The sequence below is a fragment of the Sodalis sp. RH20 genome, from assembly GCF_047324205.1.
Lineage (GTDB): Bacteria > Pseudomonadota > Gammaproteobacteria > Enterobacterales > Enterobacteriaceae > Acerihabitans.
The window spans coordinates 2,428,147-2,443,519 of record NZ_CP178733.1 but is presented as its reverse complement, the minus strand read 5'-3'; the positions used below and the strand labels follow the sequence as shown (position 1 = coordinate 2,443,519).

Annotated in this window: 16 protein-coding genes; 11 read left to right on the top strand and 5 right to left on the bottom strand. The window is 53.3% G+C overall.

Translation table 11 applies throughout. The features are described 5' to 3' along the window. Positions 1-253: 253 nt before the first annotated feature. The 7 genes from pepT (at position 254) to ACL2XM_RS11255 (ending at position 6,183) form a co-directional block, all read left to right on the top strand. On the top strand, positions 254-1,486 hold the full coding sequence (pepT, locus tag ACL2XM_RS11285; RefSeq protein WP_413732905.1) for a peptidase T: 1,233 nt from the start codon (positions 254-256) through the stop codon (positions 1,484-1,486). Beyond that, complete coding sequence (gene yddG, locus ACL2XM_RS11280) at positions 1,486-2,433, top strand: aromatic amino acid DMT transporter YddG (RefSeq protein ID WP_413732904.1); 948 nt, start codon at positions 1,486-1,488, stop codon at positions 2,431-2,433. Before pepT ends, yddG begins: the two co-directional genes overlap by 1 nt. Before the next feature lie 167 nt (positions 2,434-2,600). After that, a complete protein-coding gene (gene kdgT / locus ACL2XM_RS11275) occupies positions 2,601-3,587 on the top strand; it encodes a 2-keto-3-deoxygluconate transporter (protein ID WP_410015435.1) in 987 nt (328 codons plus the stop codon). 170 nt (positions 3,588-3,757) lie between these two features. Continuing rightward, positions 3,758-4,057 carry a hypothetical protein gene (locus ACL2XM_RS11270; RefSeq protein WP_410015434.1) on the top strand — a complete coding sequence of 100 codons (300 nt, stop codon included), beginning with the start codon at positions 3,758-3,760 and terminating at the stop codon, positions 4,055-4,057. Between the two features lie 181 nt (positions 4,058-4,238). Further along, entirely contained in the window at positions 4,239-5,315 is a 1,077-nt protein-coding gene (apbE, locus tag ACL2XM_RS11265; protein WP_413732903.1) for an FAD:protein FMN transferase ApbE, read from the top strand. Between the two features lie 14 nt (positions 5,316-5,329). Continuing rightward, positions 5,330-5,716: a DUF305 domain-containing protein gene (locus tag ACL2XM_RS11260; protein ID WP_410015432.1), complete on the top strand. Its 387-nt coding sequence runs from the start codon at positions 5,330-5,332 to the stop codon at positions 5,714-5,716. Between the two features lie 335 nt (positions 5,717-6,051). Next, positions 6,052-6,183 (top strand): hypothetical protein, encoded by a 132-nt coding sequence (locus tag ACL2XM_RS11255; RefSeq protein ID WP_410015431.1) that lies wholly within the window; start codon positions 6,052-6,054, stop codon positions 6,181-6,183. Between the two features lie 599 nt (positions 6,184-6,782). Here ACL2XM_RS11255 and ACL2XM_RS11250 read toward each other — a convergent pair. The 4 genes from ACL2XM_RS11250 to ACL2XM_RS11235 all read right to left on the bottom strand — a co-directional run bounded on the left by ACL2XM_RS11250 (position 6,783) and on the right by ACL2XM_RS11235 (position 10,165). Beyond that, complete coding sequence (locus ACL2XM_RS11250; protein ID WP_410015430.1) at positions 6,783-7,154, bottom strand: helix-turn-helix domain-containing protein; 372 nt, start codon at positions 7,152-7,154, stop codon at positions 6,783-6,785. 189 nt (positions 7,155-7,343) lie between these two features. Beyond that, positions 7,344-8,564 carry a glycosyl transferase gene (locus ACL2XM_RS11245; protein ID WP_410015429.1) on the bottom strand — a complete coding sequence of 407 codons (1,221 nt, stop codon included), beginning with the start codon at positions 8,562-8,564 and terminating at the stop codon, positions 7,344-7,346. A gap of 50 nt (positions 8,565-8,614) precedes the next feature. Continuing rightward, positions 8,615-9,409: a mannosyl-3-phosphoglycerate phosphatase-related protein gene (locus ACL2XM_RS11240; RefSeq protein WP_410015428.1), complete on the bottom strand. Its 795-nt coding sequence runs from the start codon at positions 9,407-9,409 to the stop codon at positions 8,615-8,617. Positions 9,410-9,931: 522 nt separating this feature from the next. After that, on the bottom strand, positions 9,932-10,165 hold the full coding sequence (locus tag ACL2XM_RS11235; RefSeq protein WP_410015427.1) for a DUF2525 domain-containing protein: 234 nt from the start codon (positions 10,163-10,165) through the stop codon (positions 9,932-9,934). A 182-nt stretch (positions 10,166-10,347) separates the two neighbouring features. Here ACL2XM_RS11235 and dsrB point away from each other — a divergent pair, with 182 nt between their 5' ends. Further along, entirely contained in the window at positions 10,348-10,545 is a 198-nt protein-coding gene (gene dsrB / locus ACL2XM_RS11230) for a protein DsrB (RefSeq protein WP_410015426.1), read from the top strand. An 85-nt stretch (positions 10,546-10,630) separates the two neighbouring features. Here the strand turns inward: dsrB and rcsA are convergent, their stop codons facing one another. Further along, entirely contained in the window at positions 10,631-11,266 is a 636-nt protein-coding gene (gene rcsA / locus ACL2XM_RS11225) for a transcriptional regulator RcsA (RefSeq protein ID WP_410015425.1), read from the bottom strand. Positions 11,267-11,721: 455 nt separating this feature from the next. On the opposite strand from rcsA, the gene ACL2XM_RS11220 reads away from it, so the two are divergent. The 3 genes from ACL2XM_RS11220 (at position 11,722) to otsA (ending at position 14,416) form a co-directional block, all read left to right on the top strand. After that, complete coding sequence (locus tag ACL2XM_RS11220) at positions 11,722-11,979, top strand: hypothetical protein (RefSeq protein ID WP_410015424.1); 258 nt, start codon at positions 11,722-11,724, stop codon at positions 11,977-11,979. Positions 11,980-12,248: 269 nt separating this feature from the next. Beyond that, positions 12,249-13,037: a trehalose-phosphatase gene (gene otsB, locus ACL2XM_RS11215; protein WP_410015423.1), complete on the top strand. Its 789-nt coding sequence runs from the start codon at positions 12,249-12,251 to the stop codon at positions 13,035-13,037. Next, complete coding sequence (gene otsA, locus ACL2XM_RS11210; RefSeq protein ID WP_410015422.1) at positions 13,034-14,416, top strand: alpha,alpha-trehalose-phosphate synthase; 1,383 nt, start codon at positions 13,034-13,036, stop codon at positions 14,414-14,416. Before otsB ends, otsA begins: the two co-directional genes overlap by 4 nt. Positions 14,417-15,373: the final 957 nt, after the last annotated feature.

Here is a 15,373-nt window from a genome sequence, read left to right as displayed (position 1 = left end):
GGCGGTTGCACCTGTCGCCACAATGCCCGCTCCGGCGGGCATTGTGCTGTCTGGGGCCCGGTACGTTATCGCCGGTGCGCGTAGGCGGACCGGCAGAAGCGGGCTTCTCCGGCGTATTCCGGCTGGAGACCTGCGCCCGGAGCGTTTATATTATCTCCCGGCCGGAATCAATACGGGGCGCCCGCACCGGGCGATCAACCGCGATTGGGCGGCGTTTATTTTTTGCAGACTGCATTTTTGCCAGGGGATCGTTATGCCACAAGATATCGCCGGACAGTTGATTCAACGTTTTTACCGCTACCTGGCGGTGACCAGCCAAAGCCATGCCGCGGCGACCACGTTGCCCAGCACGCCGGGACAGCAACAGTTGGCGGATATGTTGGCGCAGGAGCTGCGCGTTTTAGGCCTGGAGGATATCCAGGTCGATGACCGCGCCACCGTCACCGCGTTGAAACGCGGCAACACGCCGGCTGCGCCGCGCATCGGATTTATCGCCCATCTGGATACGGTGGATGTCGGCCTGTCGCCGGAGATTCATCCGCAGTTGCTGCCTTTCACCGGCGAAGATATTTGCCTGAACGCCGGGCGAGATATTTGGCTGCGCGTGGCCGAACATCCCGAGATCATGCCCTATCGCGGCCAGGATATTATTTTCAGCGATGGTACCAGCGTGCTCGGCGCCGATAATAAAGCCGCCGTCACCGCCATCATGACCATGCTGGAAAACCTGGACGCGGATACGCCCCACGGCGATATTGTCGTTGCCTTCGTGCCGGACGAAGAAATCGGCTTGCGCGGCGCCAAAGCGCTGGATCCGGCCCGTTTCGCCGTGGATTTCGCCTACACCATCGATTGCTGCGAACTGGGCGAAGTGGTCTATGAAAATTTTAATGCCGCCAGCGCGGCGGTGACCCTGACCGGGGTGACCGCGCACCCGATGTCGGCGAAAAATGTGCTGGTGAATCCGATTTTAATGGCGCAGGAGTTCATCAGTCATTTTGACCGGCGGGAAACACCGGAAAATACCGAGGGCCGGGAAGGCTATTTCTGGTTTAACGATATGGCGGCGAATGCGCGCCAGGCGCGGCTGAATATTTCGATCCGCGATTTTGACCGGGATCGTTTTTTAGCGCGCAAGCAGCGTATCGGCGAGGTGGCGGAAGAAATTGCCCGGCGTTATCCAACGGGAAAGGTCGAGTTCAAGATAACCGATATCTACAGTAATATCAGCAACGCCATCGGCGACGATCGTCGCGCCATCGATTTGCTGTTCGCCGGTCTGAAGGAACTGGGCATCGCGCCGAAAGTGACGCCGATGCGGGGCGGCACCGACGGCGCAGCCCTGTCCGCCCGGGGGCTGTTAACGCCCAACTATTTTACCGGCGCGCACAATTTTCACTCGCAATTTGAATTTCTGCCGGTCAGCGCCTTTGTCGCCAGTTATGAACTGACACGCAAGCTGTGCCTGTTGGCCGTGCGAGCCTAGTGGCAGCGCTTTGTGGCGGCGCGCGCAAAACGCGCGCCACGCTGCTGGGTCTGCTGGCAATCGTGCTGTGGAGCACCCTGGCCGGCTTAATCCGCAGCCTGAGCGAGCAGTTCGGCCCCACCGGCGGTGCGGCCATGATCTACACCGTCAGCGCCGTATTCCTGCTGGCGCTGGCGGCGCGTCCGCGTGTTGCCGGCTTTAGGCTTAAGTATATGCTCACCGCCGGACTGCTGTTTGCCAGCTATGAGATCTGCTCCTCCCTGTCGCTCGGCTACGCCGCCAGCCGGGAACAATCGATTGAGGTGGGCATGATTAACTATCTCTGGCCCAGCCTGACCGTACTGCTGGCGATGATGATGAACGGCGCAAAGGGCGGTGCCGGTGTTTATACCGGCCTGCTGCTGGCGCTGACGGGTATCGTCTGGCTGATGTGCGGCGACGGCGGATGGACGCCCCGGCATATGCTGGATAATGTATTATCCAATCCACTAAGCTATGGCCTGGCGCTGGGCGGCGCACTGATCTGGGCGGTCTACTGCAATGTTACCCGTCGGTTTGCCGGCGGACAACATGGCGTTACGCTGTTTTTTATCCTGACCGCGCTGCTGCTATGGGTGAAATACTTGTTCAGCAACGAACCGGGACTGGTGTTCAGCGGCGCGAGCGTCGTCGCCCTGCTGGTGACCGGCGCGGTGATGGGTATCGCCTATGCGTCCTGGAATATCGGCATCATCAACGGCAATATGACCCTGCTGGCCGCCTGTTCCTATTTTACCCCGGTGTTGTCCTCGCTGTTTGCCGCCACGTTGCTCCATATCCACCTGACCGGTAGGTTCTGGCAGGGCGTGGCGCTGGTGTGCTGCGGCTCGCTGCTCTGCTGGCTGACAACCCGCGAACGCCCTGTCGCGGCACAGGACCCGCGCGCCGAGAGTGGTGATCATCTCTAATGTGATGTACGTCACATGATCCTTTCATGCTGTCAGCGCCAAATGGTGATTTGCGTCACAAATATTTTGTGATGCAAATCACATTTTGCCTGAAGAAATACGTCGTATCATGCAAAAATGAAATATTGGTTCATTTTTTAAGGCATGGCATTTCTAAAAGGTGCGGTATGAAAATCAAACAAAGCTTAGATAAAATTCCCGGCGGGTTAATGTTGGTTCCCCTGTTCATCGGGGCGATTATCAATACCTTCTACCCGCACGCGGGCGCGTATTTCGGATCATTTACGAACGGCATCCTGAAAGGCACGGTGCCCATTCTGGGGGTCTGGTTCTTTTGCATGGGCGCCACCATTCAATTACGCGCATCCGGCGTCGTGTTGAAAAAATCCGGTACCCTGGTGGCGGTTAAAACCCTCACTGCCTGGGTGGTGGCGCTGGTTGCCTCACGCTTCCTGCCGCTGGACGGCGTGCAAAGCGGCTTTTTTACCGGCATTTCCGCCCTGGTGCTGGCCGCGTCGATGAACATGACCAACGGCGGGCTCTATGCCTCGCTGATGCAGCAATACGGCAGTAAAGAAGATTCAGCCGCCTTTGTGCTGATGTCCATCGAATCCGGTCCGCTGTTAACGATGATTATCCTCGGGTCCGCCGGCGTGGCGTCGTTTGAACCCAGGCTATTCCTGGGCGCGGTGCTACCGTTCATTCTCGGGTTTATCCTGGGCAATCTGGATGATGAGCTGCGCGCGTTTTTTGGCCGCGCGGTGCCGGCGCTGATTCCCTTTTTTGCCTTCTCGCTAGGCAGCGCCATTGATTTATCGGTGATCCGCGATACCGGACTGCTGGGGATCCTGCTGGGCGTGGGCGTTATTATCGTTACCGGCATTCCCTTGATCCTGGCTGATAAATTTATTGGCGGCGGCGACGGCACCGCCGGGATTGCCGCTTCCAGCTCGGCCGGCGCGGCGGCGGCCACGCCGTTTTTAATCGCCGAGATGAATCCGGTATTTAAAAGCCAGGTGGCGTCGGCCACGGCGCTGGTGGCCACGGCGGTTATCGTCACCTCCGTGCTGGTGCCTATCCTCACCGCGCTGTGGGCCAAATGGGCCAGACGGGGACAAGACGGCGCCCATGCGCCCACCGTCTCTGCCGATTAGCGCCGCTCATGCGATCGTCAGCGCAACGCCGCCGGGCGTTGCACGCTCCCGCCATCTTTTGTTGACTATACTGGCTGTTGGCAATAACAATAAAAAGCCGATACATCATCCGCCGGCCAATGCGGCCGCGGGTGTCGGGCGCCTGCCCGAATGACACTGGGAGAGAAAATATGGCCAACGATCCGCTTTATGACGCGCTGCTCAAACGCATCGAGGCACTGGAAGCCCGTGAAGAGCTGCTTACCGTCACGTCCCATGCCTATCAAGTGGTGATTACCACGATATTGGGCAATATCGATGCCGAAACCCGCGATCGTATCATCACCATGGTCGACGAGGCACATGAGATTGCCTATTCCCAGGCAGTGAACCGCAGCGATAAACATCTCTCCGAAATTATCAAAGGTGCCGACGAAATCGTCCAGCGGATGTTTAACTACGCGCAGGGCGGCACGCAGCCGGACCATTGATCCCGCGTTTTTTGCCGGCCCGTCCCGTTTCCACCCAGCACGATCCCGGTTCCCCCGCCGGGCTCGCGCTTTCTTAATTATACCCGCCGATGACGGTCTGATTTTTGCAAAGCCAGTCAGACGTATTAAGATAGCGCTGGCGGCGCTGGCCGGTTTATTTCAGGGTGGAACAGGGAAATTCATGAAGCGATATGCAGCAATACTGTTGATCATCGGGGCTCCGGTGGTTCTGACGCTGGCCGGGTGCGACCGACCCGCGCCGCCGGACGCCGCGCAGGCGTGGGTCGCCGAAGGGCGGACAATGGGAACCTTTTACCGCGTCACCCTGGCCGCGCCTCCGCCGGCGGCCCTCGAGGGATTAAAAGACAGCATCGCCCGGCAACTGGAGCAGGACAACCATGAATTGTCGACTTATCAACAGGACACGGTTTTGTCGCGATTCAACCAGTACCGCGGCACCGATGCGCAGCCCATTACCGCCAATATGGCCGATATTGTCACCACCGCGCTGCGTATCGGGGTGAAAACCGGCGGCGCCATGGATATCACCGTCGGGCCGCTGGTGAATCTCTGGGGATTCGGTCCGGATAAACAGCCGCGGGCGTTGCCCGAACAGCAGGACATCGACAGTGCCCGCGCCCGGGTCGGGCTGCGCCACCTGAGGCTTATCGAAGATAGCCAGGGGCAATGGCTGCAAAAAGATCTGCCGGACCTGTATGTGGATTTGTCCACGCTGGGCGAGGGCGCCGCCACCGATCATCTCGCCGCGCTGCTGGAACGGCGCGGCATTACCCGCTATCTGGTCTCGGTGGGGGGCGCCGTGGTCTCGCGCGGACTTTCGCCGCAGGGAATACCGTGGCGCGTGGCGATCCAGCGGCCGACCGATCGGGAAATCGGCGCCCAGGCTATAGTCGATTTGCAGGGACACGGCATCAGTACGTCGGGCAGTTATCGCAATTACTATGAATTGCAGGGAAAACGGCTCTCGCATATCATCGACCCGGCGACCGGCAGGCCAATTGAACATAAGCTGGTGTCGGCCACGGTTATCGCGCCCACCGCCCTGGAAGCGGACGGCTGGGATACCGGACTGATGGTGCTGGGCACCGAAAAAGCCCAGGCGCTGGCCGAGCAGCAGGGTCTGGCGGTTTATCTTATCACCCGTTCCGCCGATGGTTTTACCGCCTGGATGTCGCCGCAGTTCAAGTCTTATATCATCGGTCAGGATGACGCCGCGACCGAGACCGGGCATAAATAATAACAGGAGGGAATATGAGCAAATACGTGATGCTGTCGCTGTTGATGTTAACCTTGCCGTGCGCGTCGTCTTCCGTTTGGGCTGACGACGCCATGCCCGGCATGAACATGGATCATGGGTCGGCGGCCGGGCTCAGTAAGTCCAGCCAGGACTATATGGCCGCCATGCAGGACATGCATAAGGATATGGCGGAAGGGGTGAAAGCCCAAGACCCCGACGTCGCTTTTGCCCGCGGTATGATTCCACACCACCGGGGCGCTATCGCCATGGCGGAGACCGAATTAAAATACGGTAAGGACCCCCGGATGCGGCAGATGGCGGAGAGGGTGATTAAAGCGCAAAAAGCCGAGATCGATACCATGAACAACTGGCTGAAGGATCATCCCGATAAAGCGCGGTAATCGTTCCTTCTTGCATTTAGCGTCCAGGTTTGATAACTCTAGGTGGCCCGGGTGTTATCGGGAAGTCTTTTGGTCAACCCCCTAAATCTGACAAGTAAGCGAGGTGTTTATGAGTAGAGGTAAGGACAAGTCAGCCAAGAAGAGACCGGAGAAGACACTGAAGGAAAAGCGCGCGGACAAGAAGAGCAAGAAAGGGCTCGAAATCTGACCCTGTATTTTTTTCGCGACGTAACCCGGCAATGGCCGGGTTTTTTTATCCAGGGCTCGCAGGGTTAACGTTTTTATACGCAATTGGTTATACTGTCCTCGGTGCTCACTAACGGGATATTTGAACCATGAACGATGATATTTTTGAATTTGATATTGATGCCGAATTGGCCAAGGCGCAGGAACATGCCGAACAAAAAGCCAAGGAAGTGCCGGAAGCCTTTTCGGCAGAGGACGATTGTGAAGGCTGTAAAATTTAAGCTTTTTTGTCCACAGCGCCTGACATTATGCCAGGCGCCTTCCCCGGTATGCTGGAAAGATCGCCCGCGGCATAATAAATTGGATAACGACGGGCATTTTGCCTACGCCGGGCAGTGTCGTGGTGATGTGTGATTAGTGTTGCTGATATTTAAAGTCGCCTGTAGAGACAAATGATGATTTCAAAAAATAAAATCTTAGCAACTTCCAAGAAAAGAGGCAGAAAAAAGGAGTGGTATATCAATGCGTTATGGGCGTGGTAAAAAAGCCCGCCGAAAAAAGCGGGCAACATTACTTCTTAAGTTACACCAGGGAAATTAATCTTACTTATACATAGTACGCTAAACTTGGGGAATTACTATTTATTTCAGTCATGTTTTAGCGTGTAAGCGGAAATTAAAATTGAATAACGATATGCTTATTTGAATATCACATAATGAAGTGAATATTTAAAAGAGCAAAGACGTTGATTTAATTAGCATCATGCAGTCTCGCTAATGCCGTGATCCGCGTGTGGCGTGAATTAAATTAATTCATTTGTAATAACACTTTTATCCAGAAATAGACAGGCCCTCGTCCGGGCGATCCTTGACCTTCCTGCTTAATAACGCAGCGGCGGCGTTAATGGCAATATTAGCGAGCAATCGTTACGGCACGCCTGCGGCGTGATGCCAAAATATTTTTTGAACAACGTCGTGAACTGTGATTGGGAGTTAAAGCCATAATCGAGGGCGATGTCCATGATTCTGTTGTCGCTATTGCGCAGGCGATAGACGGCTTCCGTCAATTTGCGCTCGCGGATATAACGACCGACGGCAATGCCGGTGGTCGCGCGGAACACGCCCTGCATATGCCATACCGAATACCCTGACCGGGCGGCGAGCTCAGGCAAGGCGATATCCCGGTCCAGATGATCCTCGATCCACTGCGCAAGGGCGGCGACCAGAGGTTCATTCGGTTTCAGTTCGCGCATAATCATTCTTTTCCGCCCGGACGATGACCGGTTTAGCACAAAGACAATAACGGGTTAATGGCACAGCCAGCCACATGATGAGCAGGGTATCACCGCGCATGACTCATCACCCTGCGGCATAACGAAAGCCGGTGGCGGCCAAACCGGGGGCAGCATGCCAGCGGCCCCGCTGTTTGCCGCCAGCCGCGACTATACGTCGCCGTTATTATCTTCCTCCACCGCATCATAGATGCGCTGCATAATATCGGGGAAAGCGGATTGCACCCGGCTCCAGCTCGGGATAAAGGGTTTATCGTTCGGGCGTTCGATAAAGGCTTGTCCGGCGTCAAGGATGCATTGCATAAACAATTCCACCGCCGCCTCCTCGCTGTGCTGGTCGAATTTCAGTCCGTTCATGATGGCGTCATGATGATAAAACTCCAGGATGTCCAGCGCATTGCGGTAATAGGTAGCCTTGAGCACCCGGAAGGAGTCGCTGGTTAAATTGACGCCCATCGTGGCCAGCTTACGGTACAGGGACTGGATAATATCGTTGCTCATGCGCTTAAGGCCGCCGGAGCCATCCTCTTCCGCCAGGGGCTGGTGCTTGTGGTCATAATTATCGGCGATTTCCACCTGGCAAATATGATTTGGCGAGTAGTTGCGGTAAATCTCGGACAATAACCCAATCTCCAGCCCCCAATCCCCCGGGATTTTCATATCATGCATGACGCGGGTGCGCATGGCGAATTCGCCGGACAGGGGATAGCGGAAGCTGTTGAGATAATCCAGGTAAGGGGATTGGCCGTAGACGTTTTCCAGCGAACGCAGCAGCGGCCCCACCAGTAAGCGCACGACGCGTCCGTTCATCTTGCCGTTGGCCACCCGGGCATAGAAGCCTTTACAGAATTCATAACTGAATTTGGGATGGACCACGGGATACAGCAGCCGGGCCAGCATGCCGCGATCGTAGGTGACGATATCGCAATCGTGCAGCGCCACCGCCAGCGTACGATCCGACGCCAGCGTATAGCCGGTGCAGAACCAGACGTTGCGTCCTTTTCCCGGTTCGGTGGGAGAAAGTCCTTCTTTTTCCAGCTCGGCGTCAATAGCCTTTAACCGCGGTCCGTCATTCCAAAGAATGCGGTGATGCTGAGGCAGCCGGGAAAAAAAATCCCGGGCAAAAAGGAATTGATCGCGGTCGGCGCGATCCAACCCGATAACGATTTCCTCCAGATAGGGCACTTTGGCCAATTCATCAACGATATGGGCCAGCGCCGGTCCTTCAAGCTCAGAAAACAGCGACGGCAGGATCAGACCCATTTTGCGCTTTTTGGCAAACCCCAGCAGCTCTGTTTCTAACTCCTCGACCTTGCGATCGGAGAGGTTGTGAAAATTGGCGATAATTCCATTTTGATGAAAATCACTCATGCGTTTTCTCCCCAAGCTTTTTTTTTCTTAAAATTGTTATCCGACTCTGATTAAGCCGAGGTAATAAAATAATCCATCCCTTCGCACCAGCCTTCCGGTCCATAGGCGTTGGTGCGATAAACATACCGCTGCTGCGGGCTGACGGTGACCGGCGTTTTCGTGTAACCCCGAATGATGACCGCATAGTCCACCGCGTCCAGCAGCGAAATATCGTTTGGCCCGTCGCCCAGGCCTATGGATTGCCACGGGCGGCCGTCCTGCTGACGATAGTGCTGCAAAAGCCGGCGCACCGCGGCGCCTTTGCTGCTGCCTTGCGACATCACGTGATAAAACCGTCCTCCCTGGGTCACCGCCAGGCCCTCCTTGGCCAGGAGGTCGGTAAAGTCGCGCAGCCGCTCGTCGCTTTCACGCCAGATAAAGGCCTCCGAGGCCTGCCGACGCTGCGCCAGCAGCGCGTCTTGGGCGGATAACCCGGTCCATTCGCCGACCAGCTTCTCATCAACGTCGCCGAAGCCGAAGAATTTGAAACCGTATTCCTGCCGCAGCCGTTCCATCGCCGCGCGTACCGCGGCATAGTCCTGTCCCATGATCCTGCCGGACAGTTCGCCGTCAAGCTGTAACAACGCGCCGTTTTCGGCAATAAATGGCGTTCCCGACAGCCCCATGCTCTCTTGCAGCGGCACAATCTCGGCGGTGGTCTTGCTTGAGCAAAACACCACGGGGATATGATGGGCCTTAAGCCTATCAAGCCAGGGCGCGGCAGGTTGCCAACTGTAGGTATGATGGTCGAGCAGCGACCCGTCCAAATCGGTTATGACCACTAACGGGTCGGTGAGACTTGGCATGTTTTTCCCGCCTTTTTGACAGTTGTGACAATGGGCTGACGTCATCTTATAAAACTGAGTATATACGATGGATTGCCGCGAAAGCGGCAAATGTTCGCCGGATTCGGGTCAAGCTAATCGTGCCGATGTGCTGTAAAGCAGCATTTTTCCTAAAGTATCATTAAGAATAATCCTAAAAAACAGCGCGTAATACCGGCTGGGCCAGCGTGGAAAAATTGGGCGCAAAATCTAATTATTTTTAATAATCATATGAAAATAAACAATTATTATCGGGGAGGTCAGGTGTTTTTCATCGTGATGACCCTTTTTGGCGCGGTTGTGGTGCGTAATGCGATAGAGTAGCAACCATTATGTTACTTGCCAAATTAAGTGATGCCGCTACTATGGGCGGGTAATTTGATTTCCTAGTGTAACGAACTTTAAAATTCCTTATGCACCCCGCAAAGGAATATGCTTTTTTTCGCCCGGCCTGATCGGCCGGGGTCTTTTTCTGTGTTTATCGCTGCCGCCAGGCCGCCATGGTCACCGATTGACTTCCGCCACGGTATAATCGCGTATATCCAGGTCATAGGCTTCCGCCAGGGCGCCGTAGGTGTTAAATTCGCGCCCGTCGGCCGTGACCATATGGGCGTGTTCATTGCTCTGGTGTTCATGTATTTCCCCTTGCGCCGCCTCCCTGACCGCCTGTAGCAACGCATCCACGTCTATACTTATTTCTCGCTGCAGCTGTTCATTGAATTCTTTGGCAAAGGCCATGATGTTTCCCCTCTGTGAAGACCAGCAAAAACGTACCTGTTAAGTATAGCTTTTGCCGCGGGTTTGGATCGCCTTGCGTACGTTGGCCGGGGTGGAATAAATGTCCCGGCCGATCGGGTACGGGCTGACTGGACGGGGTGTTTTATACTAAACTAGCTATCGGGCATATTTAGAGGTAAGTCATGAAATTACACGATCGGGTGACGGTGAAAACCGATGGCGGGCCACGGCGTAAAGGCAAAATCCAGGCCATAGAAGAATTCAGCGAAGGGGTGATGTATCTGGTGGCGTTGGATGATTATCCTACCGCCATTTGGTTTTTTAACGAGACCAGCCATCCTGACGGCATTTTTGTTGAACCCTTGCTGGAGGAGCGCTAGTACGACGTAAAAAAACGGTATCAGGCGGCGCCCTGATACCGAAAAGCCCCCGCGCGCCCAGGCATTAAAGCGACGGGGCCTATGGTCAGCGTACGTTAACGTAAATGCCGTTGGTCACGGTGTCCGTCAGCCGCACGACGTGATAAATCACCTGCTTGTTATGAGTCTTGATTTTCCGCTTGATATTGCCTTTATGCGAAGAGACCGTCTTGGCCTTGATCTGCATGCGGTCCGATATCTGGATGGTGTCGTGACCGGACATCCACATGCGCAGCATATTGGATTCGGTCTGGCTTAACCGCACCGGGTTCAAATCCACCGGCGACTTGTGGGCGCCGTCATCCAGGCATTTATGTTTATTGCAGCCCGTAAGCAGCGAATTGAGCGTCTCGGGCTTAATCGATTTCGAGGTGATAATCAGGTTCTTACGCACAAACAGATAATCTTCAAAATGGATGTTGGTCATTGCCATAAAAATGAAAAACAGCGTATCGGGATGCTGGGTAATGATCTTTTTGATTCTATCCGTCGCATCCGGTTCATGGATAAAACACTCTTCATTCACAAAAACCACATCAGGCTTCACGCGCGTGCATTTTGTCTGCAACTGGCCGATATCAGCTACGATATTGATATTGCGCTTTTTTACACCGGTATCCGTCAAAAATCCGGTAAGACCAAGGCGGGTATAGCTGCATGAATCCATGATGATCGTTGGCATAGCGCACCCTCATTTAATTTGATTATCTGTTTTTAGCAACGATAAAATGCTTCTTATTGGCCTGTAGATTTCATAAAGCTTCACAGTTACCTAATGTTTTAACAACAATTCACAATTAAGTTCAACGATATTTTTTTGAGACCGCTCTCCCAAAAGTGAATCGATAAATTTGACTTAAGTCTAACGATGCACCGTTCAAGGCAGGTAACGCTTTTGCTGGCCGCCACGCGAAGGAACTGCGCACGTTTTGCCAAGCGGCAGGCGCTTCCGTTTAAAGGCAAGCGGTTTGTTCGGAAAATGATATTACAAATTAGTCAAAATAAACATAAGAAAAATTCATGGACTTTTTTGTATGATTTTTTATGTTCATGGCGGTTGACAATATGACGCCGATCTATGGCTATTTCAGATTTTTTCTATTAATAATTAATTACTTAAGTGATATGTGCGTATAAATGAAACTGATTATCGTTTATATTTGTCTGATTTTTGAGCAAAATGCCTTTTTTTTAGCCTTATACGTCAAGGCGTATTTAACTTTATATACAATTTTTGACTTTTCCGGGCCGCTTTTACCGCATTTAGGCCAGCAGAGACGCTATCATGAAATGGAACCTATCTATAACGTTGAAGTATTGCCTGCCATTGCTTGGCCGGGCGGGGCGTTTGCCGCCATTTATGACAGATCAAAAATTATTGTCTATACTAACTAAAGTGTTCACTGCCGCCCGAAGGACAGGTGGGACAGAAAGCATGCCTTACCGGCCATGCAAAAGCGTTTTCTTTGCGCCTTATGTTCCGCGATAACGCCAGCGCAGTTTCAAGGAGAACGACGATTTTAAAATTCACCTCAATGCTTCTCACTCCTTTGTTACCGCTTACCACTTGTCATCCGGGCTGCGCTAATGCGCTGTAGCGCAACCACTTATCCAGCGATGCGCCCGGAATGCTGCTCGCTCGCGGTAACAGGAGGATAACAGGTATGACAGACAGTGATTCGCTACCCCCGATACCCTTGGACACCTTCGCCTGTTTTTTTGATGTGGACGGCACCCTGGCTCCCATTGAAAAACGGCCCGAATTAGTGTCCATCCCCGATAATATCAAACAGACTTTATATGCCATCTCCAGCGTCGGCGGGGGCGCCGTGGCGCTGGTATCGGGCCGCTCCTTAACGGAACTCGACGCCCTCAGCGCGCCACTGCATGGCCCTGCGGCCGGCGTGCACGGCGCTGAACGCCGGGACGCGCGCGGAGAAATCCACCGCACCGACTTATCGCCGGAGCTGGCGATGAAGCTTGAACGGGAACTGACGCAGGCCATCGCCGCATTTCCCGGCTGCCATGTTGAAGCAAAAGGCATGGCCTATGCCTTGCATTATCGCCAGGCGCCGCAATATCAAGACGCGATCATGGCGGTGGCTGAAACCTTTGCCCGCCGTTATGCGGAACTGGCCCTGCAGCCGGGCAAATGCGTCGTGGAGCTCAAGCCGAAGGGCGTCGACAAAGGCGCCGCCATCCAGGCATTTATGCAGGAAAGCCCTTTTGCCGGAAGAACGCCGCTGTTTATCGGCGACGACTTGACGGACGAAGCCGGATTTATCCAGGTCAACGCCCTGAACGGCATCTCAATAAAGGTCGGACCGGGCGCTACCGCGGCGCGTTATCATTTGGACGATGTGGGGCACGTTCATCTTTGGCTATTGTCATTGCTTAAACAACAAGATAATTATTCTATTAAAACCAAAAGCTCGGTTGGGGAGGATTTATGAGTCGCTTAATAGTAGTATCGAACCGTATTGCGGCTATGGAAGGTAAAAAAGAAAGCGCGGGCGGCCTGGCCGTCGGCATTATGGATTCGCTGAAGGACGCGGGCGGCTTGTGGTTCGGCTGGAACGGCAAAATCAGCGAAGAAGAGCTTCCTTTGGAGAAACACCAGCAGGACAACATTACGTTTGCTGCGTTCACATTGAACCAAAGCGAATATGATCAATATTATCTCAATTTTTCCAATACCGTTATCTGGCCGGCGTTTCATTACCGCCTGGACCTGGTGCAATACCAGCGTGAGGATTATGACGGTTATTGCCATGTTAACGAGAAGCTGGCGGGACGTTTGCAGCCTCTCGTGGAAGACGACGATATCCTGTGGATCCATGATTATCATCTGTTACCCTTCGCCGCCGCCTGCCGCAAGCTGGGCATGACCAATCGCATTGGTTTTTTCCTGCATATCCCGTTCCCGACCTCGGAAATATTCAATGCCTTGCCGCCGCGAAAAGAATTGTTGGAAATGCTGTGCGAATATGATCTCATCGGTTTCCAGGCGGAAACCGACCGTTTGGCCTTTATTGAAAACCTGTCGCTGGTGACCGACGTGGAGCAACTGGATGAAGACCGCTTTGCCGCCTATGGCAAATCGGTCACGGTGCGCGTGTATCCCATAGGCGTGGAACCGGACAGTATCCGTGAACTGGCGGAAGGGGCGCTGCCGCCTAAGCTTGCGCATCTGCGGGATAAAATGAACGGCAAGCTGATTATCAGCGTGGATCGCCTGGATTATTCCAAAGGTTTGCCGGAGCGATTCCAGGCCTTCGAGACCCTGCTTGAGAACTATCCACAGCACCGCGGCAATATACGTTTTTTCCAGATAGCGCCCACTTCGCGCGGCGACGTCCAGGCCTACCAGGATATTCGTCACGAACTGGAGACGGAAGCCGGCAGGATTAACGGCCATTTTTCAACGCTGGAATGGACCCCGTTATTCTATCTTAACCAGCATTATGAACGCAGCCTGCTGATGAAGATTTTCCGCCATTGCGAAGTCGGCCTGGTCACCCCGCTGCGCGACGGGATGAACCTGGTGGCGAAAGAGTATGTCGCCTCGCAGGATCCCGCCAATCCGGGCGTACTGATTCTTTCCCGTTTTGCCGGGGCCGCCAATGAGCTTACCTCGGCGTTGCTGGTGAATCCTTATGACCGCGACGGTGTCGCCGCCGCCCTGGATAAAGCGCTCTGTATGCCGCTGGAAGAGCGCATTTCTCGCCATGCGGAAATGATGAAGGTGATTAATAAAAATGACATCGTACACTGGCGTCAATCGTTCCTGAATGACTTAAAAGCCGTTCCGGCCACCACGGCGGCGCATTAAAGCCTATCGTCCCGTACCCTCCGCCGCGCCCTTACGCTGGCCGGGGGCGGAGGGAACGGCATAGGTCCCGGCCAGCGGGACGCTTGCCCCGGGGTCCGTGACATAGCCCTGCTCAACGTATCGCCGCCGTAAACCCGGACCGGAATTACGGCGGCATTTTTGTAGCTGTATGATAACGTTATGCGTTATCACCATTATTTTCCCTAACAGACGTGGACATAAATACCCGTCGCGGCGTTGCAAATCCCCTGGTATAAAAAACGATCTAAAATAAAGAGTTACTGCATATTTTGCGAATATTTTGATCAGTTTTATCTCAAGTTTTGAATAAGTATGCCGATGATAATCATACATGGCTATTTTGGGTTGTGGGCACGCCCTCATCCTTTTAACAGCCACATAAATGTTTACGTATCATTTCCCTCCCCAATCTCATTCCTTCCATTGTTAACATTCCCCTGTAAAATCGTTCATTTTTAATACAAAAGAATCTGACCCTGACGGGCAAAAGCCGTTGGTATGTTTCAATAATGTTATTGATGTATCCATGACGTTTATCCTGGAAAAACAGCATTAATACTGATGAATTTAATTTTAAAAGATATTTTAGGGTGCGAATTTGTTTTTTCGAATGATATTCTGTCAAAATCAATATGATCAGATGAATCCGCTGATTGTGCGGGGATTTTTGCTAAAAATTTGTTGCAATCTTTTTTTGTGTTCATTTTTTGATCAGCAATCACATCAGACCAGTAGCAATTCTGATCAAGTAAGCTAAATTTCTGTGATCTAGATCACACTTTATCTAAAATTTGCCCAGGGGTAGATTGTATGAACGACAGAATCGGCGTTAGAGTTGCGGCGCAATTAGGAATAATCTCACTAAATTGTAAAAATGTTTCACGGAAGAAACCTTAATGATTCATGTTAATTTTGGGCATATTTTACACCAAGAAT